Genomic DNA, 24,897 nt, shown 5'->3' with positions numbered 1-24,897 from the left:
CATTTCCTCTAGTGAAAATCGGATAGACTTGTGTTATAATAAGAAAGATTAAAATGTGAAAAAAGGAGATTCCAAATGGGACGTAAATGGGCCAATATCGTAGCTAAGAAAACGGCTAAAGATGGAGCTAACTCTAAAGTATATGCAAAATTTGGTGTAGAAATCTATGTGGCAGCTAAAAAAGGTGAACCAGATCCAGAACTAAACACTGCTTTGAAATTTGTTATCGATCGTGCTAAACAAGCGCAAGTGCCAAAACACGTGATTGATAAGGCTATCGATAAAGCAAAAGGAAACACAGACGAAACCTTTACAGAAGGTCGTTACGAAGGGTTCGGGCCAAATGGTTCTATGCTTATCGTGGATACCTTGACTTCAAACGTTAACCGTACAGCTGCCAATGTCCGTGCTGCTTTTGGTAAAAACGGTGGAAACATGGGGGCTTCAGGTTCTGTATCTTACCTCTTTGACAACAAAGGTGTTATCGTCTTTGCAGGTGATGATGCTGATGCTATCTTTGAACTCTTGCTTGAAGCAGATGTCGATGTAGATGATGTAGAAGCAGAAGAAGGAACAATCACTGTTTATACAGCTCCAACTGACCTTCACAAGGCTATTGTGGCTTTGCGTGAATCTGGTATCGAAGAATTCCAAGTGACAGAACTTGAGATGATTCCTCAATCAGAAGTTGAGTTGTCAGGTGAAGATTTGGAAACATTCGAAAAACTATACAGCGTACTTGAAGACGACGAAGACGTACAAAAGATCTATACCAATGTAGATGGATTCTAACAGAAAAGCGAACAGCTATCAAGCCTGTTCGCTTTTTAGTTATATTAGACTTTCACTCCATCATCAGTTTGCGCTGTTCTGTCTAATCCTAGGGCAAATTTACGGATGAGAAGAAATTGTCCGTTTTCCTGTTTTACGAAAGTCAGTACAACTGTCTTAGTATTAGAACCGAGTGAGACATAGGAGATTTTTTTAATCTCATAGTCGCCTGAAGTTGACTCAATTTCAGAATCTGGCTGTCCATGCTTGCTGATGATATCTTTGTAGTTGGAGCCGCCTTTTCCTCGATTCGAGGTGTCACCTTCGATCAAAGCATCGAATTGCTCCTGGGTCCAAGCGAAGGAATCGGTATCTTCCGTATCCTCTTGATCATTATCCTCATCTGATCTATAATCTGGCAATTTTCCAAATTCCTCATCTTCTGTTAAAGAGGTTAGACTTCTGTAGGGGTGACGAAAGTTTTTAGCCAAGTCAGTAAAAACACCAGAAGGTAATACTTGCGTCATTAAGACAAGGAAAATAGATAGAATACCTAGGCTCGTTCCGATAATAGCCAATATTTTACGATTTTTGAGATTACGGCCGATACCAAAAACTCCTAGGACTATAGCGATAATGGCAAAGAAAAAGGCTAGTACGCTAATGGTTGGCAACCAGGAATCAAGAAGCGCGAGCATCCCCAAGATGATGGCTATGATTCCTAAGATTTTCTCTTCTTTTTGTTTCATTTGTAAGTTTCTCATTTCTAGTCAGGCTTGAATCTTATCTGTGTAAGATAGTGTTTATTATAGATAAAATAAGCCCTAATGTCAATTTTAAATAAAATAGTTCTCCTGGGAACTTTTTTTCTTGACATCCTATTTGAAAGTGATAAAATAGTTCTCATGAAAACCAATTGGTTCTCGTGGGAACTATTTTGTTTAGAAGGGGGAAATCATGGATAAACCGATGTTGGTCTTTAAACGTTTCGGCCATCAACTTCACCTGATGGTAAAAAAAGAAGCCAAACGTTGTGGTATTGAAGTCATGGGTGGACCGCAAGGTCAGGTTCTTCGTTTTTTAGATCGTCGTGAGCAGGATCAAGAATTGACGCTTATCAAGGATATTGAACAAGAACTCAATGTCACCAAGTCAGTTGCCAGCAATTTAGTGAAGCGCATGGTGCAAAATGGTTTGGTGGAGTTGGAGGCGAGTCCAAGTGATAAACGGGCAAAATTTGTTCATTTGACTGAAAAATCTCGCTCTCAAATGAAGCAGGTCAAGTCTTTCTTTGAACGAATTGACCGCAGTTTACTCGATGGAGTATCTGAAGAAAAACTAGCTATTTTTGAGGAAGTCATGGCTCAATTACAAGCCAATGTAGAAAAAATAGGAGGGGAAGATGAAAAAACTCGCTAAGCGTATCACAGGAAAAGAGTGGGGAATGATTCTCTTGACTGTCCTCTTTACCTGTTTTTCGGTCTATCTAGAGTTAGAAGTACCGACTTACATTTCAGAAATTACAGAATTGATTGGAACTCCAGGTACGGATATGGGTGCACTTTGGTCACCAGCCATTAAGATGATAGGCTTGTCTCTACTTGCTTTTCTGTCATCCGTTACTGTTGGATTTTTTGCTGCTCGCGTTGCAGCGTCTTACACAACTCATTTACGAAGCGATATTTTTCATCGTGTTCTAGATTTCTCGCAGACAGAGATTAAACGTTTTTCAATCCCAAGTCTCTTGACTCGGACGACTAATGATATCACGCAGATTCAAATGCTCTTTACTATGGGGCTCCAGGTAGTCACTCGTGGGCCTATTATGGCTATCTGGGCCATTGGAAAAATCCTTGGCAAATCTGAATACTGGCTCTGGGCAGTAGTGGTGGCTGTTATCGTCAATGTTCTGATGACAACAGTTCTCATGACTCTGGCCTTTCCAAAACAATCTGTCATCCAGAAATTGACAGATAAACTCAATAGTATTACTCGTGAAAGCTTGACAGGGATTCGAGTGGTTCGTGCTTACAATGCTGAAGATTATCAAGATAAAAAATTCGAAGCAGCCAACGATGAAGTCACTCGTCTCAATCTCTTTGTCAACCGATTGATGGCTATTATGAATCCCATTATGATGGCGATTTCGAGTGGCTTGAGTCTAGCTATTTACTGGATTGGTGCCTATATCATCAATGATGCTAGCCTGACAGACCGTCTACCACTCTTTAGTGATATGGTGGTCTTCATGTCTTATGCCATGCAGGTCGTGATGGGATTCTTGCTTATGGGTGCTCTCTTTATCGTCCTTCCTCGTACCTTGGTTTCTGCAGGACGTATCAATCAAGTGCTAGACTTGTATTCTTCTATTGAAAATCCTAGTCAACCACAGACGGCAGATTCATCTATTCAAGGTCAAGTGGAATATCGTGACGTAACCTTCCGCTATTCTAAAAACTCAGAAGCAGTTGTAGAACATGTCAGCTTCAAGGCAGAAGCAGGACAAACCATTGCCTTTATCGGTTCAACTGGTTCTGGTAAATCTACGCTTGTGAACCTCTTGCCTCGTTTTTATGATGTATCAGATGGGGAAATCCTAGTAGACGGTGTCAATGTACAGAACTATGACTTGGAAGATTTACGGAATAAAGTCGGCTATATCCCACAAAAAGCTGTTCTCTTCTCAGGAGATGTCAAGGGGAATCTAGACTTTGGTAAGAGTCCGGAAACTCCGCTAAGCGAGACTGCTATGTGGCAAGCTCTTGAGTTGGCCCAGTCTAAAAACTTTATCGAAGATAAGGAAGCAGGTCTAGCTTCAGAAGTGGCTCAAGGTGGGACTAACTTCTCAGGAGGTCAAAGACAACGTTTGGCTATTGCGCGTGCCTTGGCTCGTAAACCAGAAATTCTCATTTTTGATGATTCATTCTCGGCCTTGGACTACAAGACTGACCGTATCTTACGCCAAGAACTAGCTGAAAAAACGCAATCTATGACCAAGTTGATCGTTGCCCAACGTATTTCAACCATCATGGATGCTGACTTGATCTTAGTCTTAGATCAGGGTAAAGTCGTGGGGCAAGGCACCCACAAAGAACTTCTTGCTACTAATGAAGTTTACCAAGAAATTGCCTATTCACAACTATCGAAGGAGGAATTGGAACATGGAAAATAAGAAGATGTCCTTTTGGAAACAATATAAACCTTTTCTAGCAGGTCTCCAACTTCCTCTACTAGTTGCAGTTGTGGCTGCTGTATGTTCAAGTATTATCACTGTTTATGGACCAACTAAGATTAAGGAAATCACCAACTTGATTTCAGATGGTTTGGCTACAGAAATCGATTTGGTAGCTGTGTCTAGCATCGCCAGCTTTTTGGCTGTTTTGTATGTGCTTGGTGCCATTCTCAACTATACTCAAGCCTATATCTTTTCAACGAGTATCCAACATTTTTCAAAACGCTTGCGGACAGCTATCGCTGAAAAAATTAACCGTCTGCCACTTGCTTATTTTGACCGTCATTCTCAAGGAGATACTCTCTCTCGTGTAACCAATGACGTCGATACGGCAGCTCAGTCCCTCAACCAAAGTCTGGGAACAGTTCTATCAGCTAGCTTTCTACTGATTGCTGTTTTGATTACCATGTTTGGCATGAACTGGATTTTGGCATTGGTAACAGTTGTTTCAACACTTGTAGGTTTTGCTGCTGTCTCAGTCATTATGGCTAAGTCACAAGGTTATTTTAAAGCTCAACAAAACAATCTAGCAGCTGTCAATGGTTATGTGGAAGAAATGTACTCAGGCCACAATGTTGTGACCAGCTATAACGCTGTGGATACTACTAAAGAAACATTCGCAGGATTGAATCAAGACCTACATGATAGTATTTGGAAATCTCAATTTATTTCTGGAATCATGATGCCAGCAATGATCTTTGTTGGGAACTTTAGCTATGTTTTGGTAATCATCGTCGGTGCAGTCCTAGCTCTTGAAGGACATATCAGTATTGGTATCATCGTAGCCTTCATGGTTTATGTTCGTACCTTCTCTCAACCCTTATCACAAATTGCCCAAGGGATTACCAGCTTGCAACAAGCCAGTGCAGCTATGACTCGTGTATTTGAGTTTCTAGGAGAAGCTGAGATGGAAGATGAATCTCATAAGGAAACACAATTGATTGATACGAAAGGTGAAGTAGTTTTTGATCAAGTTTCCTTTGGTTACACACCTGAGCGAACCATCATTCATGACTTTTCTGCGACAGCTCATGCAGGGCAAAAGATTGCCATTGTTGGACCAACCGGAGCTGGGAAGACGACTATTGTTAATCTTTTGATGAAATTTTATGAGATTGATAAAGGAAGCATTCGCATTGATGGTGTGGATACCAAGAAGATGAAACGTTCAGAAGTGCACGATGCCTTTTCAATGGTCTTGCAGGATACTTGGCTCTTTGAAGGAACCATTCGTGATAATCTCATCTACAACCAAACAGGGATTAGTGATGAACGAATGATTGAAGCAGCAAAAGCAGTAGGAATCCACCACTTTATCATGACTCTACCAGATGGCTACGATACTGTTTTAGATGATACAGTGACCTTGTCAGTCGGACAGAAACAGCTCTTAACCATTGCTCGTGCCCTTCTCAAAGATGCACCGCTCTTGATTCTTGATGAAGCGACATCTTCAGTCGACACACGTACAGAGGAGTTGATTCAGAAAGCCATGGACCGTTTGATGGAGGGACGCACCTCCTTTGTCATCGCCCATCGCTTGTCAACTATCCGTAATGCCGATTTGATTTTGGTTATGAAGGATGGAAATATCATCGAGCAAGGCAATCATGAGGAACTTATGGCTCAGGGTGGTTTCTATGCTGACCTCTACAATAGTCAATTTACAGAAGATGAAGTAGAAGAATAAAACCAAAGAAGGCTTGACGGCCTTCTTTTTCTGCACTATACTAGAGTAGGAGAAGCTAGTAGGCTTCTTGTGTAAAATCTAAAAATAACGAGAAAATATATGAAAAACTATCAAGAGTGGTATGATAAAAGGAAATCAAATCTCCTTAGACATCCACAGCTTTTGCAACTGATGCGAGTCTTTAATCGCATGATGACAGTCCTGATGCCCTTGGCATACTTGACCCTGTTGGGGACAAGTTTTATGAGCAAGGGATTGGGGAAAGAATTTGCCACCTATATCTTGGTGCCAGCTTCTGGCTTTGTCCTATTGACGCTAGTTCGTAAGTGGATCAATCAACCCCGTCCTTATGAAGCTTGGGAAATTATCCCGCTACTGGACAAGGACAGTTCTGGCAATTCAATGCCCAGCCGCCATGTCTTTTCAGCGGCTATCATTTCCATGGCTTGTCTGCACGCAAATTTGTCTGCGGGGTTGATTTTGTTGGTCTTGTCAGCTCTTCTCGGTCTGGTCCGAGTCTTGGGTGGCGTTCATTATCCCAAGGATGTTCTAGTAGGCTATGCCTGTGGACTCCTCTGGGGAATTCTTTTCTTTATGTTGTAAAAATCAAAGCAAGTGGGTTTGGCCTCGTAACCACTTACGGGTCAAAAATGACCACTTGCTTTTTTGCCCTTGTAAAGTCTTATGGGCTTTGGTATAGTAGATGCAGAAAGGAGATAGGATGAAGTTACGAATCGAGATTGATAGTGAATTAACTGAGACAGAGATTGTCATCAAGGCTGCAGCCCTGACAGATGAAATAGCTGACTTGCAACGACTCTTGCAAGAAACCAAGGCTCCTAGGTTGATTTTTTATAAGGGGACGGGTGAGTACTATTTGGACTTGTCAGAAATTCTCTTTTTTGAGACAGAAGGTAGCAAGATTTACGCCCATACCCAGAAAGATGCCTACGAGGTTCGACTCAAGCTTTATGAGTTAGAGTCCATCCTGCCTCGCTATTTCAGTCGGGTATCCAAGTCGACCATTGCCAATCTTCGGCAGGTCTACTCGGTGGACAAGTCCTTCTCAGGTACAGGAACTATTTCCTTTTATCAGACCCACAAGGAGGTGCACGTGTCACGGCATTACCAATCCCTCCTAAAAGAAAATCTAAGAAACATGAGGTAAGAAGATGAAAAAGAAAGCATTTGGTATTGTGTTGCTAGTATTGGCAGCTTTAGTATTGTTACAGGGGAATTTTGGAATCCCTTCATTTGGAGGGCAGATTTGGCCCTTGATTGGTATTGGATTTTTTGCCTATCAATCAGTTGGAGCTTTGCTTCGTCGCCACTTCACTTCAGCCTCTTTTACAGCCCTAGTGGCCCTATTGATTGCCAATCATTTTTATGACATTTTACCAATCCCCAATCAATCACTGTTCTGGGCAGGAGTTCTAATCGTGCTTGGAGTAAGTATGTTGACTCATACTAACCGGACTTGGAATGGGAAAAAATGGTGGTATGACGGTGAAAAGACCATTCTTACAGAAAAGGAAGTAGCCTTTGGTAGCGGAACTTTTTACAAGCAGAACCAAGATTTGGTAGAAGACGAGTTTGAAGTCGGTTTCGGGAATGCCAAGATTTATTATGACAATGCAGAGATGTTAGGTGATAGCGCAACCTTGAAGATAGAAGTCGGATTTGGGAATGCAGTTGTCTATGTTCCCCAACACTGGAGAGTAGATCTTAAGGTGGAAACTTTCTGTGGTGCAGCCAAGGCAGATGCTCCTGTAGCCCCAACCAGCAAAACCTTGATTATCCGTGGAGACGTAGCTTTCGGGAAACTTGGTGTCGTCTACGTCAAATAAAAAAAGTCTTCCAATTCCCTTGCCAAAAATAAGAAAGTGTGATAACATAGTACGGTATGTGGTGCTAGCACATCCGCTATATTAGATCTAATAGGAGGAAAACACAATGGCTAAAGTATGTTACTTTACAGGTCGTAAGACTGTATCAGGAAACAACCGTTCACACGCGATGAACCAAACTAAACGTGCCGTAAAACCAAACCTTCAAAAAGTTACTGTTCTTATCGATGGTAAACCTAAAAAAGTTTGGGCTTCAGCTCGTGCTTTGAAATCAGGAAAAGTAGAACGCGTTTAATAAACATGAAAAGACCTACAGGGTCTTTTTCTTTTGCTCGAAAGCTGAAATCATTTGAAAAATCAAGCAAATATCCGATGATACATCATTCTGCTTTTACAGTTGGGCTGAAATATGATAAAATAGAGTATCAACTATTTGAGGTAAAAAAAATGACTGTAAAAATTAATACAAAAGATGGTCAAGTCGAACTGACAGATGATGTGATCGCTACTGTTGTAGGCGGAGCAGCAACTGAAATTTTTGGTGTAGTCGGTATGGCTAGTAAAAATGCCCTCAAAGATAATTTCCAAGCCCTTCTTGGTAAGGAAAATTATTCAAAAGGTGTAGTCGTTAAAGCAGCTGAAGACGGTAGTATTGCAGTTGATGTATATACTGTATTGAGCTACGGTACAAAAATCAGTGAAGTTTCAAAAAACATCCAAGAGCGTGTACGTTTTAGTTTGGAAAATCAACTTGGAATCACTGCTCAAACTGTGAATGTCTACATTCAAAATATCAAAGTTGTAGGAGAATAATCGTGTCAAATATTACTACAAGCTTATTTCAAGAAATGGTACAGGCTGCTTCAACTCGTTTGAACAAGCAAGCCGAATATGTCAATTCATTGAACGTCTTCCCAGTTCCAGATGGAGATACAGGAACAAACATGGGAATGACCATTGAAAATGGTGCTAAGGAAGTCGCAGACAAACCAGCTTCAACTGTTGGTGAGGCTGCAAGTATCTTGGCTAAAGGTCTTTTGATGGGTGCGCGTGGAAACTCAGGAGTTATCACTTCTCAGCTTTTCCGTGGATTCTCACAAGCCATCAAGACAAAAGAAGAGTTAACAGGGAAAGACCTAGCCCTTGCCTTCCAATCAGGTGTTGAAGTAGCCTACAAGGCTGTTATGAAGCCAGTTGAAGGAACTATCTTGACCGTATCACGTGGTGCTGCCATCGGTGCTAAGAAAAAAGCAGAACAGACAGATGATGCAGTTGAAGTTATGCGTGCAGCCTTGGAAGGAGCTAAAGCAGCCCTTGCTAAAACTCCAGAAATGCTTCCTGTATTGAAGGAAGTTGGAGTTGTGGACTCAGGTGGTCAAGGTTTGGTCTTCATCTATGAAGGATTCCTTTCAGCTCTTACTGGTGAATACAGTGCGTCTGAAGACTTTGTAGCGACTCCGGCCAACATGGGTGAGATGATCAATGCAGAACACCACAAATCTGTAGCTGGACATGTAGCAACTGAAGATATTACCTTTGGTTACTGTACTGAAATCATGGTTGCCCTCAAACAAGGTCCGACTTATGCTAAAGAGTTTGACTACGAAGAATTCCGTAACTACTTGAACGATCTTGGAGATTCTCTACTTGTTGTCAATGACGATGAAATCGTTAAAGTTCACGTCCATACAGAAGATCCAGGACTTGTCTTGCAAGAAGGTCTAAAATACGGTAGCTTGGTCAAGGTTAAAGTCGATAACATGCGTAACCAACACGAAGCGCAAGTAGAAAAAGAAGAAGCTCAAGTCAGCAAGCCAGCTGAAGAAAAAGAATATGCTCTTATCGCAGTAGTAGCTGGACAAGGCTTGGCAGACATCTTCCGTGCCCAAGGTGTGGACTATGTCATCGAAGGTGGACAAACCATGAACCCTTCTACAGAAGATTTTGTCAAGGCTGTTGAGAAAGTCAATGCTCGCAACATCATCTTCTTGCCAAACAACAAAAATATCTTCATGGCAGCTCAATCTGCAGCTGAAGTATTGGAACAACCAGCTGTTGTGGTAGAAGCTCGTACAATTCCTCAAGGATTGACTAGTCTTCTTGCCTTTGACCCAAGCAAATCAATCGAAGAAAACCAAGAACGCATGACTGCAGCCCTTGGCGATGTTATCAGTGGTAGTGTAACAACAGCCGTTCGTGATACAACTATCGATGGTTTGGAAATCCATGAAAATGACAATCTTGGTATGGTGGATGGTAAGATTCTCGTATCAAACCCTGACATGCACCAAACCTTGACTGAAACTTTGAAACACATGCTAGATGAAGACAGTGAAATCGTAACCTTCTATGTCGGAGAAGACGGAAGCGAAGAATTGGCTAACCAAATTGCTCAAGAAATCGCAGAAGAATTCGAAGATGTCGAAGTAGAAATCCACCAAGGTCAACAACCGGTTTATCCATATCTTTTCAGTGTGGAATAAAGATTAAATAATAGAAAAAAGAAAGTTGAGAAATCAACTTTCTTTTTTTGTGACATTTGTCATATTTCCTCATGACAGAAGCTTCTAGTGACACAACCTTCAAAGAATTATAATAGATGTATCAAATGGAGGAAGAAAAAATGAAACATAAAGTAATTGTCGCAATGAGTTTAGTAGCAGCAGGAGTCATGACTTATCTCATGTTTTCAGGATTGGATGAAGGCTTCTATCATTTTCCTTGGGAGCTATTTGCAGGATTTGGCATGATGTCTTGGTTGATCCGAGAAGGTTTGAAATTGGTCTCAGATGTGAAAAAGGAGTTTGAAAAATGAAACATAAAGTAATTATCGCAATGAGTTTAGTAGCAGCAGGAGTCATGACTTATCTCATGTTTTCAGGATTGGACGAAGGCTTCTATCATTTTCCTTGGGAGTTATTTGCAGGATTTGGTATGATGTCTTGGTTGATCCGAGAAGGTTTAAAATTGGTCTCAGATGTGAAAAAGGAGTTTGAAAAATGAAAAAAGCGATTCTCTATATTTTTATTGCACTATCACTAGTAGTATGGTTGGTCGAAATGTTTACAGGTTGGTTTGACCAAGCCTTCCTTCACCAAGTCATTCGCGGTGCCTGGGGTCTAGGCTTTATGATTTTTATCGCCTTTCCGATGGGAAAGGAGTGGCTGAAAGGAGAATATCATGAACATGATTAAGGTAGAAAGCCTAAATAAAAACATCAAGGGCAAGGCTATTTTGAAGGATATTTCCTTTGAGGTAGCAGAAGGCGAATGTGTCGCCTTGATTGGGCCAAATGGTGCCGGTAAGACAACACTCTTGGATTGTTTGCTTGGAGATAAACTGATCACCAGCGGTCAAGTATCCATCCAAGGCTTGCCAGTGACGAGCTCTCAGTTAGACTATATTAGAGGCTACCTGCCTCAAGAAAATGTTATCGTTCAGAAATTAAAGGTCAAAGAGTTGCTTGCTTTCTTTCAAAGCATTTACCCAAATCCCTTGAGCAACCAGGAGATTGATCAACTATTGCAGTTTGACAAGCAACAAAAAGAACAATTGGCAGAAAAATTGTCAGGTGGGCAAAAGCGTCTCTTCTCTTTTGTCTTGACCTTGATTGGGCGACCAAAGCTTGTCTTTTTAGATGAACCAACCGCTGCCATGGATACCTCTACCCGTCAACGTTTTTGGGAAATTGTCCAAGACTTAAAAGCGCAGGGGGTAACCATTCTCTATTCGTCTCATTATATTGAGGAAGTAGAGCATACAGCAGACCGGATTTTGGTCTTAAATAAGGGAGAGTTGATCCGTGATACGACACCTCTAGCCATGCGTAGTGAAGAGATTGAAAAGCACTTCATCCTACCTCTGGCTTACAAGGAAGTCGTTGAGCAGTCTAACTTGGTTGAAAACTGGTCACAAAAACAAGATGCCCTGCAAGTAGTCACACGTGAAGCAGATGCTTTCTGGCAACTGTTAGTGAAAGCAGGCTGTAGGATACAAGAAATTGAAGTCAATAACCGTAGCTTGCTAGATACAATCTTTGAAGAAACACAAAAGGGAGATGACTAAGATGAAACGATGGATCGCACTAAACAAGATAGAATTTCTATTGACCAAACGACAATTAGTCTATTATCTATTATCCGTAGGGATGCCGACAGCCTTCTATTTATTCTTTTCAGGCATGTACCAGGATACACCAGATGGGCCAGCTAATTTTATGCGCGACTACCTTATCTCTATGACGGCCTTTTCCATGATGTCGACAGCTATGTTTTCATTCCCAGCTGTTTTACATACCGATAAAATCAACAACTGGCAGAAAACATTACGCCATACTCCAGTAAATATGGTAGAATATTATCTATCAAAGATAACAAGTATGATAGTTGATTATTTGGTTTCAATTCTGGTTGTTTTCTCAGTCGGGCACTTGGTCAGGGGTGTGGATATGCCTCTAGGAAGCTGGATCGGGGCTGCGCTCTTGCTGATAGTAGGAAGTGTTGCCTTTGTAGCGCTTGGTTTGATCCTGACACTCTTACCGTCTAGTCAGCTGATGTCTGTCGTGGGCAATCTTCTCTATCTAGGCTTGGCTGTTTTAGGCGGACTCTGGATGCCCATCACTTTATTTCCAGACTGGATGCAAGCAATCGGGAAGTGTCTACCAACCTATCAGTTGATGGAATTGCTCAAGACCTTCTTAAACGAGGGAGGCATCAATTTATCATCCACAGTTTATCTACTTGTTTTTTCAGCAGTTTTATTTGGTTTGACTATTTACCTTCAAGGTCATAAGGAGAATGCTTAATGCTTGAAAGACTGAAAAGCATACACTATATGTTTTGGGCCAGTTTGATTTTTATGGTTTTCCCTATCCTCTCTGCAGTAGTTGGGGAAATTCCTAGCTGGCATTTACTAGTTGATATTCTATTTGTGGTGGCTTACTTAGGCGTTTTGACAACCAAGAGCCAGCGATTATCCTGGCTCTTTTGGATTATCATGCTAGCCTATGTAGCTGGGAATACCGTCTTTATTTATGGCAACTATGTCTGGTTCTTCTTTTTCCTTGCCAATCTCTTGATTTATCATTTTAGAGTGCGTAGCTTACGTTCTCTTCATGTCTGGACTTTTCTCCTTGCTCAAGTTCTTGTTGTTGGACAACTCATGATGTTTCAGTCAGTCGAAACTGAGGCTGTAGCCTTTGAGCTTGGGATTCTTACTTTTGTCGATTTGATGACATTGGGTTTGGTTCGGATTCGCATTGTCGAGGATTTGAAAGAAGCCCAGGCCAAGCAAAATGCTCAGATAAATTTATTGCTTGCTGAAAATGAACGCAGTCGTATCGGTCAGGATTTGCATGATAGTCTGGGGCATACCTTTGCTATGCTGAGTGTCAAGACAGATTTAGCCTTGCAGTTATTTCAGATGCAGGCCTATCCACAGGTGGAGAAGGAATTAAAAGAAATTCACCAGATCAGCAAGGATTCTATGAATGAAGTACGAACCATCGTGGAAAATCTGAAATCACGGACCCTAGCTTCAGAACTTGAAACTGTCAAAAAGATGCTGGAGATTGCTGGGATTGAGGTTGAGGTTGACAATCAGTTGGACAAGGCTAGTTTGACCCAGGATGTAGAGTCGACGGCTGCTATGATTTTGTTAGAACTTGCAACCAATATCATCAAGCATGCCAGAGCTAAAAAAGCCTATCTAAAACTGGAACGTACAGATCAGGAATTGGTCCTGACAGTTAGAGATGACGGGAAAGGATTTGCAAATGTAAAAGGGAATGAACTTCATACAGTCCGTGACCGTGCAGCAGCCTTCTCAGGTCAAGTAGAGCTGGTCAGTTTGAAAGATCCCACAGAGGTGCGCGTGCATCTGCCTTATAAGGAGAGAAAGTAGATGAAAGTATTAATCGCAGAAGACCAAAGTATGCTTAGAGATGCCATGTGCCAGCTCTTAAGCTTTCAACCAGATGTGGAGACCGTCTTGCAGGCGAAAAATGGAGCCGAGGCTATTGAGGTTTTGGGGAAAGAAACAGTAGACATTGCCATCCTTGACGTCGAAATGCCAGTCAAGACGGGACTCGAAGCGCTCGAGTGGATCAAACAAGAAGTGCCTGAAACCAAGGTGGTTATCGTTACGACCTTTAAACGTCCAGGCTATTTTGAACGAGCGGTCAAAGCAGGAGTCGACGCCTATGTCTTGAAAGAGCGAAGCATCTCCGAGCTTATGCAAACCCTGCATACGGTGTTAGAGGGACGCAAGGAATATTCTCCAGAGCTCATGGAAGTCATGATGACACATCCCAATCCCTTGACCGAGCAAGAAGTCGCTGTTCTACATGGAGTTGCCCAGGGCCTGTCCAACCAAGAAATTGCAGATAAGCTCTACCTCTCAAACGGGACTGTCCGTAATTACATGACCAATATCCTCTCCAAACTAGGCGCCAGCAACCGAACCGAAGCAGCCAAAACCGCCGAAGAAGAAGGCTGGTTGTGAGGAAAAAAATAAAAACCTCCTGAATAAATCAGGAGGTTTTTATTTATTTCTTATTACGCACAGAGTATATTAATGGCAGAAAAAAACTATCTGAGTCAGAAAATTTGAAAATTTCGAGAGTAAAAAAGTTCATTTTAATTCTGGTGTGATAAAATACGTTTTCTTTCTTCATCTATAATACTAATTGCTTCATCAATTTCATTCTGAGAAAATTCTGGTGATAGGATATTACTATCAATAGCTTTGTACATTATGTTAGACTTAGTTTCCAGTTTCTTATAAATCTGTTGGTCAATATAACCTGGATCACCACTATCATCTGGTTCACATTTGGTTTGTAGATAATAATATCGTGTGTATTGGTTATCTTCTAATCCTAATCTATGAATCCTATCTCGAGATTGAAGCATAAAAGTTAGATTAAAATTGTATTCAAAATATAAAGCATCATGAACTTCTTTATGCAAAGATACTGATTCACCTAGAGTTTGAGGATTAGAAATCATAACCATGGTATTACCAAATCGAAAATCATCAATGAGATTCTGTCTATCAGAAACGTCCGTACCACCATACACTAAATTAGCTTTCACTCCAATTTGATCTAACCTATTTTGTATTTTTTTCATGGTATCAACAAATATTGCCCAGACTATGACTTTTTTTCCCTCAGATATGAGCTTTTGAATTTTTTCAATACCTTTCTCAAATTTAGGAGAAATCATACTAGAAAAGTCAAACTCATCATATCCTTTGGCTTCTTTGATTACTGAGTCAGAAGTGTTCTGTAGTCGATTATTAAATATTTCTTCCGATATTTCAACGGTGTCATCTTGATCATTATCATCTGCAAACCACATATCTTTATATTCAATTTTTTTGTTAAGTAATTCAGGATTTGTGGATGCTTGTATTAAACGAATCAATCTAGCCAAACTCGAAGATTCGTTATAGTATATGGACTGTGCTAATTGTTTCTGCTCTTTGCTAGGTTCCACAACCAAAAATTTATCTGGATCTGGTTTTGGTACTCCTAAATCGTTTTTGTTTAAGCGCCAGAAGAATGGAATTAAAGCTTTATTAATTTCTTCAATTTTCCTAACACTAGGATTTTTTAATTCATCTAAATTCCATCTAAAAAAGGAATTATACTCATTTGAATACAATAGATGGAGGAAATTATAGATATCTTGATAAGAATTAGGTATAGGTGTCCCAGTTAAAACAAACTTAAATCTTGAATCCTTAACTAGTTCTAAAGCAGCTTGAGCACGAACTCCAAAAGGATTTTTTATTCTATGAACTTCATCAAAGACAATCATTGTCTTAATTGACAACAATTCCTGCAACTTCTCTTTGTATTTTGTCAGCGATTCATAATTCACTAATACAAGATTTGATGTTTTCCAGTTCAAAGATAAATCGTAATCAAAATCTTTGGAACTTTGACAATCAATTACTTCTAACTGTTTCTTGTTTCCAAAAACTTGTTTAAATTCTTCTTTCCAACTGTTGAAGGCATTAATAGGACAAATAACCAATAAATTATCTACATGCTCACTTTCAACTTTCGAGGAATTCAAAAATGCAAAAACGGCCAAAATCATAGCAGTTTTACCAGAACCTGGCACAGAAAAATTCGCAGCTCTAGCCATCCTGTATTCGTAGAAGGCTGCCTCAAGTTGCAATTTTTTAAACGGCCGTACAACCTCTGAACTAACAACAGAAACAAACTCTTCAAACTTTTCTTGTTCCCTATGAATTGTATATTGTTCAGGTGATTTTAAATAAATTCCCAACTTACGATATTGTTCAATCGAGTATTGATTTGACTTTAGGTATTCTTGTACTTCCTCTGATACTTCAACTATAATATTTTTTCTATCACATCTTTTCTTTGTTTCTTTAATAATGTAATTTATATCCATATAAGAAAATTCTGGTTTGATAGTGGAATTATCATCTTCAAAATATTTATTGGACAAATCCGATCCAGGCTTTAGTTTTCTATCTGAGCTTGTGATCTGTATAGAAGAGTTATCTTGACGTACAATTCTATTTCCACTTTTTAAATAAAAATAGATATTATTTTCTGACTGATTTTCTTTAACTTTATTTAATGTGGAATATTGCTGGTATTTTTTTATTTCATCATAAACAGTTTTTGTAGCATCAATTGTCAGAATATCCTTCTCTTCATTTTTCCACAATCGGTCAAATCTATTCTTGTTAGCTAATATTCGCGTTTGAACATTCTTACTTGAATCCCAAGAAACATCTACGGAAATACTTTCATAATTATATTCTAAACCATTTCTAGTTTCATTAACAGATCCATTAAAAAAGACAGTTTCATCATCTGAATCAATAAGACCAAATTTATCATGAAAAATCCCTCGTCCACTTGGGATAACTGCAAACTTTACCTCTGCATGATTACATGCAATCATGAATGCTAAATTACCTAACGATTCTTTTGTTTGATCATTTAGAATAGTTTTCCTTAACTGAGCAGGCAAATCTACTAAACTATTTTTAAGAGCATATCCTTCTTGAATTTTTTTAAAATCTTCTTCAGAGATATCAGTAGAAATGATAAATTGAGCAAATCCATTATTTCCAAATAATTTATCCAACCCCTTCGAATATAATCCCAGTCCCTCACTAGAAAAATAGGCTGAAACTCTTCTATAAATAGTAGCTTCAGATAATACCGGTTCATAGAATTCTTTAACTAAATTTTCACTTTGATATGTAGGTTGTATTAGGTTTTTAAGTTTTAGAGAAAATACCATTCCTTTTCCCCTTTTCTCTATTTGGATAATTTAAATGCTAAATCTCTAATTTCTTGAAGAATTTCTTTTGCCTCAAAAAATTCTTCTTCATGCAGTTCTTTTAAATCTTCAGAAGATAAATCTTCTAATGTATCTCTGATTTCCTGCAATTTTACCAAAGATTGTCTGCGATTTGCTGTTATTTGGCCTTTGTTTGATAATCTGTTAGTTGTTTGTAATAATTTACTTGATACTTCTGCTATCTCAAGATTGTTATTTAGATTATTTTTTAAATCACTTGCCTTATCTATTGGATTAGACTCAAAAAAGTCAATAATATTATCTACATGCTCATCAGTAGCACTTATGAAATGTTCTTTCATTTCAGGATTATCTAAAATATTATATTTGACATCTCGGATTTTTCTAGTAATATCTCTATCACCAACTTCAGACTTTGCAATCTGGACTGCTAAAATAGTTAGTACATTTTGAGTTATCGTCTCTTTATCTTTTTTTAATTTGTTAATTGTTCTTTCAATGTCTTCCAGAGGTCCATCTAACTTCAATTCTCTAGCAAGATAAAATTTATCAATAGGATTTTCGTTGGGAGCGACTATGGATAAGAACTTGATAATTAAATCAGCAAGACGTAAGTCTTTGTTAATTCTCTTAGTATTACCAGCACCACTGGCTTTTTTGTATTCTTCCCGAGTCATTAGTTTTTGAACTTTAATTGTGTTATATACATCAAAAATACGATCAATTGGGTCATAACTTACTCTTTCTTCACGACCAAGTTGTAAATCTAATTCTAACTCTTTTATTTTCTTTTCATCAAGTTTATTTTTGATATCAAATGAAAGTATAACAGCCTCGAAATATTGTTTGATATCTGTATCTCTTTGAATCCTACGAAGGGCTGTAAATCTACGATTTCCATCAATAACTCTTCCGTCGGAAAGAATTACACCAGGTTCTTGTTGTCCTTTTTCAGAAATAGAAACTTGAGTATCCTTTAAAGCTTGCTTTTTAGACTCAAAAATAAATTTTTCAAATATTTCATTATATTTTGACTCTCCAATCTCTGGTGTTAATTTTCCATGATTTGATATGTATTGATGGTAAACTGTATTAATACGACCATTTTGATCATTATAGTATAAATATTCTAACGGGAATTTATAGACTGGGTAGTCTTTTGTTTCACTCCCAATAGTCAGACGTTTTGTTAAAGTTGTTTTTTCAATATTTCCATTTTTTATCAATTCATTTAAATCATGATTCATTTTCATTCTCCATTCATTATTTTCCGTAAATTATTATCGGGACTAGGTAAATAGACATTAACTGGCTCAATGGAATCTTATCCTTAAGTTGAGTGAACTCTGTTCCAGAGACATCAACCTCAATGTCTTCATTTTCTATATGGTTGTATATTAATTTGCCAATATAATTGATGATATAATATGGATGTGAAATATCATCCAGAAAGTACCCATACTTCTTGTTTTCTAAATTTAATTGTTTGGTCGAGTATTTTCTAAGAATTTCATTATTTTTCAGTTCCTCTATTAAATCAGGTTTTAATTTACGAAGAAGTTTTTTTGCTTCCATTTGATTAGAACGGGAGATAATTATACTTTTGAACCCTTTACCTGTTCCAGCATGCGCGATTACACCCCAATTCCCAACTTTTCCATTAACTTTATTAGTTAAGTCAACAGTCATATTTCCTGACTTAATAGGAAATTGTCTAAATAATGCTTTTTCACTTCGCTTGGGAGGATTATTGAAATCTTTAATCTTTTTATTATCCAAATATTTGAATTGACTTAGATCTTTATCAATATTCTTAGCAGGTAAAAGTGGTGAATTTATTAATTCTAAAATTTTCACAGCTAAAGCGAAAGATAATTGAACGCAAACAGCATTTCCTATTTGTCTCCACTTTGTAGGCTCATCACCGAAGAATTGATAGTCTAATGGATACCCCATAATACAAGCTGCTTCTCTGATAGTTGGCAATCGATACTCGCCGTCACCTTTTCTATTACAATTTGAGTTATATAGAATAGCCTCTCTAGTACTAGCTGACTGTGTAGCCATAATTGTCCGGCTTGGCTTATCCATATTTTCTGGAAATGACATCTTCCCCATATAAGGATGTCTTTGCTTTAAATCCCTAGCTTTTTGCCACTGTACTTGATAGACGCCTGTATCATAAAAATGGTCTTTAAAATCTTTAATACTTACTTTTTCCATTGGATAATTGGGATCTACTATAAAATCGCAAGATGAGTGAGCTAAGGGGTCGGGAAAGTTTTTAAATAATTTATTTAGAGTTACTTTTTCTTGTTTCAATTTATCAGGGAAAGGGAAGTTTCCTGTTTTTGTTATTTCTCCACTGACAAAACGTCTTCTTGATTGAGCAGCACCATAATCATCTGCATGTAATATACCACCATTATACTTGGATCTTATTGCAATAGATTTGGGATTTAAGTTTTGAGATAGAGCCCATTCTGCTAAATCTAAGTCTTCAAATGTGTATTCTTCTTGGACATAGTTTTGTGAATTTGGGACATTCTCCATTAACCATGCTTTTAACTTGGAATTCTTTTGAAATTTCTTTACGGCAATTACTTTATAAAAAGTTTTAATTAAATTAATACCTGAATCTTTATTAGCATTTCCTCCTTGATTAGAAAGAGAAAATAACTGGCATGGTGGACTACCAATGATGATATCTGTATCGGGCAACTTATTTATTTCTTCTATATCCTCAAAATCAAGTACACTTTTTACATTATCATTTAGTCCGTGATTAAAATTATGTGTGGTAATTGCAGGTTGCCAGTTATCGATTCCCATTATTACATCGTAACCTGCTCTTTGAAAGCCCTCTGAAAAACCACCTGCTCCACAAAAAAAGTCTATTACGGTTAAACGGTTTAATTCCTTCATTCTGTAATTCTTCCTAAATTTAAAATTCTCTATTTTAATATTCATTATACCAAAAAAACACGGCTCATCACCGTGTTTCTGTGTTTATTTCACCAACTTCTTCATCTCATCAATACGTGCGACGGTCGCGTCGTATTTAGCTTGGTAGTCGGCTTGTTTGTCGCGTTCTTTTTGGACGACTTCTGGTTTGGCATTGGCTACGAAACGTTCGTTAGAGAGCTTCTTACCAACCATATCCAGTTCTTTTTGCCATTTAGCCAGTTCCTTGTCAAGACGAGCGAGCTCTTCTTCGACATTGAGGAGGTCTGCGAGAGGCAAGTAGATCTCTGCTCCTGTGATGACGCTTGACATCGCGAGTTCAGGTGCAGGGATGTTTGATGCAATTTCCAAATGTTCTGGATTTGTGAAGCGTTTGATGTAATTGACATTGCTATTAAAGAAGGCTTCCAAGTCGCTATCGCTTGTCTTAACAAGAATCGTGATTGGCTTGCTTGGAGCAACGTTTACTTCCGCACGCGCATTACGAACAGCACGGATCAAGTCTTTGAGGCTTTCGACACCAGTGTGGGCAGCAAGGTCTTCAAAGGCTGGATTAACAATTGGGTAAGCAGCTGTAACGATAGAACCTTCTGAGATTTGTCCAAAGATTTCCTCTGTTACGAATGGCATGATTGGGTGAAGGAGACGAAGGATTTTGTCCAAAGTATAAAGGAGAACAGAACGTGTGATGACTTTCTCTTCTTCGTTATCGCTATAAAGGACTTCCTTGGTCAACTCAACGTACCAGTCCGCAAACTCATCCCAGATGAAGTTGTAGAGAATGTGACCAGCCACACCAAATTCAAACTTATCAAAGTTTTCAGTGACCTTGCCGATCGTTTCATTGAGGTTGTGGAGAATCCAGCGGTCAGTAACATTTCCAGCTTCCTTGTTAACCACTTTTTCCACATTAGCAGTTGCTTGCTCAAGGGTCAAGCCTTCATTGTTCATGAGGATGTAGCGAGAGATGTTCCAGATCTTGTTGATGAAGTTCCAAGAAGCATCCATTTTCTCGTAAGAGAAGCGCACGTCTTGGCCTGGTGCAGAACCGTTTGAAAGGAACCAACGAAGGGCATCAGCACCGTATTTCTCGATAACATCCATTGGGTCAATCCCGTTACCGAGAGATTTAGACATCTTACGTCCTTGCTCATCACGAATGAGACCGTGGATAAGGACATTTTGGAACGGCTGACGGCCTGTGAATTCCAAGGATTGGAAAATCATACGAGACACCCAGAAGAAGATGATGTCGTAACCTGTTACCAAGGTTGAAGTTGGGAAGTAACGTTTGAAGTCTTCTGAATCGACATCAGGCCAGCCCATAGTTGAGAATGGCCAAAGGGCAGAACTGAACCAAGTGTCCAAGACGTCTTCGTCCTGAGTCCAACCATCACCTTCTGGAGCTTCTTCGCCGACGTACATTTCACCTTCTGAATTGTACCAAGCAGGGATTTGGTGACCCCACCAGAGCTGACGAGAGATTACCCAGTCATGGACATTTTCCATCCATTGGAGGAAGGTATCGTTGAAACGAGGTGGGTAGAATTCTACCTTATCATCTGTATCTTGGTTGGCAATGGCATTCTTGGCCAATTGGTCCATCTTAACGAACCATTGCGTAGACAAGCGTGGCTCAACCACAACACCTGTACGCTCTGAGTGACCGACACTGTGGACACGTTTTTCGATTTTAACGAGGGCACCGATTTCTTCCAACTTAGCAACGACTGCCTTACGAGCTTCAAAACGATCCATACCTGCAAATTCGAAGGCCAAGTCGTTCATAGTTCCGTCGTCGTTCATAACGTTGACTTGTGGCAAGTTATGACGTTGACCAACCAAGAAGTCGTTTGGATCATGGGCAGGTGTGATTTTCACGACACCAGTCCCAAACTCAGGATCAGCATGTTCGTCCCCAACGATTGGGATCAATTTATTAGCGATTGGAAGGATAACATTTTTACCAATCAAGTCCTTGTAGCGTGGATCTTCTGGATTGACCGCAACCGCAACGTCCCCAAACATGGTCTCAGGACGAGTTGTGGCAACTTCAAGGGCGCGTGAACCATCTTCCAGCATGTAATTCATGTGGTAGAAGGCACCTTCGACATCCTTGTGAATAACCTCTATATCAGAAAGGGCTGTGCGAGCTGCTGGGTCCCAGTTGATGATAAACTCACCACGGTAGATCCATCCTTTCTTGTATAGGTCCACGAAGACTTTGCGAACCGCTTTTGACAAACCTTCATCAAGAGTGAAACGCTCACGAGAGTAGTCTACTGAGAGCCCCATCTTGCCCCATTGTTCCTTGATGGTAGTGGCATATTCGTCTTTCCATTCCCAAACCTTATCGAGGAATTTTTCACGACCGAGGTCATAACGCGTAATGCCCTCACCACGCAAGCGCTCCTCAACCTTAGCCTGAGTGGCAATACCAGCGTGGTCCATACCAGGAAGCCAAAGGGTGTCGAAACCTTGCATGCGTTTTTGACGGATGATGATATCCTGCAAAGTCGTATCCCAAGCGTGACCAAGGTGAAGTTTCCCTGTAACGTTTGGTGGTGGAATCACGATCGAATAAGGCTTAGCCTTTTGATCTCCTGAAGGCTTGAAAACATCGGCATCAAGCCATTTTTGGTAACGACCAGCCTCAACCTCGGCTGGATTGTATTTAGGTGAAAGTTCTTTAGACATGTGTGTTCTCCTTTAAGTATTTGTAAGTAAACATTTGACAATCTTTGATATCCTAGATTTTTTCTTTCGATATCTAATATATAAATTCGGTTGAAATATAAAATATGATGGTCTAGAATTTTTTATTAGTTTTTTCTGCAATTTCCGGCGTTTTTTTCTTAGCGCCTCAAGATTAGTTTTGTTATAAGGATATCCATAAAGTTTTCTCTCTAGACTATCTATAGAATTATAAATATGAAGTACTTTTTTAGTCTCTCGATTTCGTTTTACACTGACTCGTTCAACTTCTCGAATGTAATCATCTTCTACTGACTCAATGATGGATAGATAATAAAACTCATATACATATAAACCTACAAATGCCAATATTTTAAAGATTCCAGATTCTAAAAATGAGATATTTAATAATAAGGTTAGACTAGTATTTACATAAGGAAAAGCATAGAAAAAAATAAATATCCATAACTGCTCTCTTTTATGTCTAGAAGGATTTGATTTGACAGCGTTTGTTGATATCGATTGTAACAATATAAACAGAATTGACACTACAGAGACTATAAACAGAAACATGTACCCACTATTTTTCATGTTCTCAGTTTTACCAAACATAACACTAGAAGAATAAATAGACAAAACAAATAATGTCAGCCAAATAATTCTTCTAAATAAGTCCGAGGGATTGAATTTTATTTCCGTTTTTGAGCGTTCCCAGTCATATTTCAAGAGCAATGCTATATACAAAGACAACTTGTCATAATCTATTACATTATTGTCCAATATATCCCAAATATGACCATCTTTCATATAATAGGGTTTAGAATATTTAATATCCATATTCTTACCAAACGGATTAATCTGACTTTTTAACTGTATAAGTGCAGAATCTTTCTTTTGATTATCCTTCAAATCTTCCAAAATTGTTTTAAGTTGCCTTCGCCATTCAGCTCTCTCCTTAGTGATATAATCAATTTGATTTCTTTTGCTATTATTAAGAAATACTAAAATCGCACTCAAGATAGTACCTATTCCTGCTCCACTAAGTAGTGCAATAATCTGACCTACTTCCATTTTTCAACACCTCGCTTTAAGGATAACCTATCCAACTGTTCGAAATTATCGAACAGTTCAACTAACAGTTATTACCGTCTTCCCACTCACTCTTCAGCAATCCGTACCTCAAATCATCACAACGGTTGCCTTGAGCATCTTTGCGGTCTCGGATGCGAGCTTCGAGGGTGAAGCCAAGTTTCTCTGCGACTCGTTGCCTTTGAAGGTTGTAACCAAAGCAAGACAATTCAATCTTGTGAAGCTCCAGTTCTTTAAAAGCTAAATCAATCAAGGTACGCGCCGCTTCGGGCACATAGCCTCGCCCCCAATAGTCTGGGTGCAAGGTATAGCCAATCTCCAGCACATCGTCTTCGTGGCGATGGTTGAAATCAACAGATCCGATAATCTTATCAGTACCTTTGACCACAATGCCATAGCCAGCTGGGAGATCGTCCTTTTGATTGCGTTCAGGAAGGATATGCTCTAGGTAATAAATCTCATCTTCCAAGGTCTTGACTGGTGGAAAGCCTGCTGGGTAAGAAACTTCTGGCAGACTAGCGTAGGCATGAATATCCTCAGCATCAGCTACTGTACGAACTCGTAAGACAAGTCGGTCAGTCTCTATTCGTTCTGGCAGTTCTGCTCTTGTCATCTTCCTCCCTCGCTTTCTTCATAAAGCTTCCCATGGGATCGACTCGGTCATCTAGATAACGGTAAACGCGCTGATGGCCGTCTCCCATAAAGTAAGTCGGCGCAAAGCGGTCATTTTTAAAATGTCCCTTGTCATCTAAGAGCTCTGGATCAGCCAGTCGCTCGAGAATCTTGGCAAAGATATGGCAGATGCCATCTTCCTCGATAATTCGATCTACCTGGCAATCCAAAACGACTGGACAAGCCTCTAAAATCGGTGCCTGAGTTCGTTCAGAAATCTCATAGTCAAGTCCCAGGTGTTTCAATTTCTCCCGATGGCTGATAAAACCAGCCTGCTCCATCTCAAGCATGAGGTTTTCGTCAGGGATGTTTACAGTGAACTTCTGGTAATGCTTAATCTGGTCTGCTGCATTTTCCTCAGCACCAACCCCGATGACCAACCAATCGCCTAGACTATAGGAGGAACTGCAAGTTGTAATATTGTGCCCAAAGTTCTGGTCCTGATATCCTAAGATGAAGATAGGAAAACCATAGTAGAGTTTGCTGGTTTTAAAAGATTGTTTCATGACAACTTCCTTTTGCTAGGTCGCAACAAAAAAATCGCCCCTGTCATTAATTTGACAGGGACGAATGTGTTTATCCGCGGTACCACCCAATTTCGGGCAGAGCCCGCATCTCTCG

25 protein-coding genes are annotated in these 24,897 nt (G+C 39.4%); 17 read left to right on the top strand and 8 right to left on the bottom strand.

The features are described from left to right. Positions 1–75: 75 nt before the first annotated feature. A complete protein-coding gene (locus QM810_RS05570; RefSeq protein ID WP_006146163.1) occupies positions 76–792 on the top strand; it encodes a YebC/PmpR family DNA-binding transcriptional regulator in 717 nt (238 codons plus the stop codon). Positions 793–836: 44 nt separating this feature from the next. Here the strand turns inward: QM810_RS05570 and QM810_RS05565 are convergent, their stop codons facing one another. After that, complete coding sequence (locus QM810_RS05565) at positions 837–1,520, bottom strand: hypothetical protein (protein ID WP_414254120.1); 684 nt, start codon at positions 1,518–1,520, stop codon at positions 837–839. Positions 1,521–1,728: 208 nt separating this feature from the next. On the opposite strand from QM810_RS05565, the gene QM810_RS05560 reads away from it, so the two are divergent. The 16 genes from QM810_RS05560 to QM810_RS05485 all read left to right on the top strand — a co-directional run bounded on the left by QM810_RS05560 (position 1,729) and on the right by QM810_RS05485 (position 14,041). After that, positions 1,729–2,190 carry a MarR family winged helix-turn-helix transcriptional regulator gene (locus tag QM810_RS05560; protein WP_214262628.1) on the top strand — a complete coding sequence of 154 codons (462 nt, stop codon included), beginning with the start codon at positions 1,729–1,731 and terminating at the stop codon, positions 2,188–2,190. After that, entirely contained in the window at positions 2,174–3,943 is a 1,770-nt protein-coding gene (locus tag QM810_RS05555) for an ABC transporter ATP-binding protein (protein ID WP_414254119.1), read from the top strand. The genes QM810_RS05560 and QM810_RS05555 overlap by 17 nt, the downstream gene beginning before the upstream one ends. Next, on the top strand, positions 3,933–5,693 hold the full coding sequence (locus QM810_RS05550; RefSeq protein ID WP_414254118.1) for an ABC transporter ATP-binding protein: 1,761 nt from the start codon (positions 3,933–3,935) through the stop codon (positions 5,691–5,693). Before QM810_RS05555 ends, QM810_RS05550 begins: the two co-directional genes overlap by 11 nt. A 99-nt stretch (positions 5,694–5,792) precedes the next feature. Next, a complete protein-coding gene (locus QM810_RS05545) occupies positions 5,793–6,296 on the top strand; it encodes a phosphatase PAP2 family protein (protein ID WP_414254117.1) in 504 nt (167 codons plus the stop codon). A 118-nt stretch (positions 6,297–6,414) separates the two neighbouring features. Then, positions 6,415–6,861, top strand: a complete 447-nt coding sequence (locus tag QM810_RS05540) for a LytTR family DNA-binding domain-containing protein (RefSeq protein WP_214262632.1) — start codon at positions 6,415–6,417, stop codon at positions 6,859–6,861. A gap of 4 nt (positions 6,862–6,865) precedes the next feature. Further along, positions 6,866–7,540, top strand: coding sequence for a LiaF transmembrane domain-containing protein (locus tag QM810_RS05535; RefSeq protein ID WP_414254116.1), 675 nt, complete (start codon positions 6,866–6,868; stop codon positions 7,538–7,540). A 106-nt stretch (positions 7,541–7,646) separates the two neighbouring features. Continuing rightward, complete coding sequence (gene rpmB, locus QM810_RS05530) at positions 7,647–7,835, top strand: 50S ribosomal protein L28 (RefSeq protein ID WP_001140948.1); 189 nt, start codon at positions 7,647–7,649, stop codon at positions 7,833–7,835. A 152-nt stretch (positions 7,836–7,987) separates the two neighbouring features. After that, a complete protein-coding gene (locus tag QM810_RS05525; RefSeq protein ID WP_000216443.1) occupies positions 7,988–8,353 on the top strand; it encodes an Asp23/Gls24 family envelope stress response protein in 366 nt (121 codons plus the stop codon). 2 nt (positions 8,354–8,355) lie between these two features. After that, a complete protein-coding gene (locus QM810_RS05520; RefSeq protein WP_414254115.1) occupies positions 8,356–10,023 on the top strand; it encodes a DAK2 domain-containing protein in 1,668 nt (555 codons plus the stop codon). A 125-nt stretch (positions 10,024–10,148) separates the two neighbouring features. Next, positions 10,149–10,355, top strand: coding sequence for a hypothetical protein (locus QM810_RS05515; protein WP_025170070.1), 207 nt, complete (start codon positions 10,149–10,151; stop codon positions 10,353–10,355). Further along, the gene (locus QM810_RS05510; RefSeq protein WP_004250552.1) at positions 10,352–10,543 is read left to right on the top strand and encodes a hypothetical protein; all 192 of its coding nucleotides are present in this window, start codon (positions 10,352–10,354) and stop codon (positions 10,541–10,543) included. The genes QM810_RS05515 and QM810_RS05510 overlap by 4 nt, the downstream gene beginning before the upstream one ends. Next, complete coding sequence (locus QM810_RS05505; RefSeq protein WP_414254114.1) at positions 10,540–10,734, top strand: hypothetical protein; 195 nt, start codon at positions 10,540–10,542, stop codon at positions 10,732–10,734. The genes QM810_RS05510 and QM810_RS05505 overlap by 4 nt, the downstream gene beginning before the upstream one ends. Then, a complete protein-coding gene (locus QM810_RS05500) occupies positions 10,721–11,605 on the top strand; it encodes an ABC transporter ATP-binding protein (protein WP_414254113.1) in 885 nt (294 codons plus the stop codon). The genes QM810_RS05505 and QM810_RS05500 overlap by 14 nt, the downstream gene beginning before the upstream one ends. Position 11,606: 1 nt before the next feature. Further along, entirely contained in the window at positions 11,607–12,344 is a 738-nt protein-coding gene (locus tag QM810_RS05495; protein ID WP_414254112.1) for an ABC transporter permease, read from the top strand. Continuing rightward, positions 12,344–13,441, top strand: coding sequence for a sensor histidine kinase (locus QM810_RS05490; protein ID WP_414254111.1), 1,098 nt, complete (start codon positions 12,344–12,346; stop codon positions 13,439–13,441). Before QM810_RS05495 ends, QM810_RS05490 begins: the two co-directional genes overlap by 1 nt. Then, positions 13,442–14,041 carry a response regulator transcription factor gene (locus QM810_RS05485; RefSeq protein ID WP_414254110.1) on the top strand — a complete coding sequence of 200 codons (600 nt, stop codon included), beginning with the start codon at positions 13,442–13,444 and terminating at the stop codon, positions 14,039–14,041. It abuts the gene before it with no gap. A 134-nt stretch (positions 14,042–14,175) separates the two neighbouring features. On the opposite strand, the gene QM810_RS05480 is transcribed toward QM810_RS05485, so the two are convergent. From QM810_RS05480 to QM810_RS05450, 7 genes are all read right to left on the bottom strand, one after another. Further along, positions 14,176–16,836 (bottom strand): SNF2-related protein, encoded by a 2,661-nt coding sequence (locus tag QM810_RS05480; RefSeq protein ID WP_414254109.1) that lies wholly within the window; start codon positions 16,834–16,836, stop codon positions 14,176–14,178. A 17-nt stretch (positions 16,837–16,853) separates the two neighbouring features. Next, entirely contained in the window at positions 16,854–18,104 is a 1,251-nt protein-coding gene (locus QM810_RS05475) for a ParB N-terminal domain-containing protein (RefSeq protein ID WP_414254108.1), read from the bottom strand. A gap of 16 nt (positions 18,105–18,120) precedes the next feature. Next, entirely contained in the window at positions 18,121–19,827 is a 1,707-nt protein-coding gene (locus QM810_RS05470; RefSeq protein ID WP_414254107.1) for a DNA cytosine methyltransferase, read from the bottom strand. Positions 19,828–19,866: 39 nt separating this feature from the next. Then, positions 19,867–22,518 (bottom strand): valine--tRNA ligase, encoded by a 2,652-nt coding sequence (locus QM810_RS05465; RefSeq protein ID WP_414254106.1) that lies wholly within the window; start codon positions 22,516–22,518, stop codon positions 19,867–19,869. Positions 22,519–22,530: 12 nt separating this feature from the next. Then, positions 22,531–23,586, bottom strand: a complete 1,056-nt coding sequence (locus QM810_RS05460) for a hypothetical protein (protein WP_414254105.1) — start codon at positions 23,584–23,586, stop codon at positions 22,531–22,533. A gap of 61 nt (positions 23,587–23,647) precedes the next feature. Next, complete coding sequence (locus tag QM810_RS05455; RefSeq protein WP_414254104.1) at positions 23,648–24,217, bottom strand: GNAT family N-acetyltransferase; 570 nt, start codon at positions 24,215–24,217, stop codon at positions 23,648–23,650. Next, positions 24,180–24,782: a flavin reductase family protein gene (locus tag QM810_RS05450; RefSeq protein WP_414254103.1), complete on the bottom strand. Its 603-nt coding sequence runs from the start codon at positions 24,780–24,782 to the stop codon at positions 24,180–24,182. Before QM810_RS05450 ends, QM810_RS05455 begins: the two co-directional genes overlap by 38 nt. Positions 24,783–24,897: the final 115 nt, after the last annotated feature.

Source organism: Streptococcus infantis, from assembly GCF_047464155.1.
Taxonomy (GTDB): Bacteria; Bacillota; Bacilli; order Lactobacillales; family Streptococcaceae; genus Streptococcus; species Streptococcus infantis_U.
Note: the sequence above shows the minus strand (reverse complement) of the source record. Positions and strands in the feature narration are given on the sequence as shown.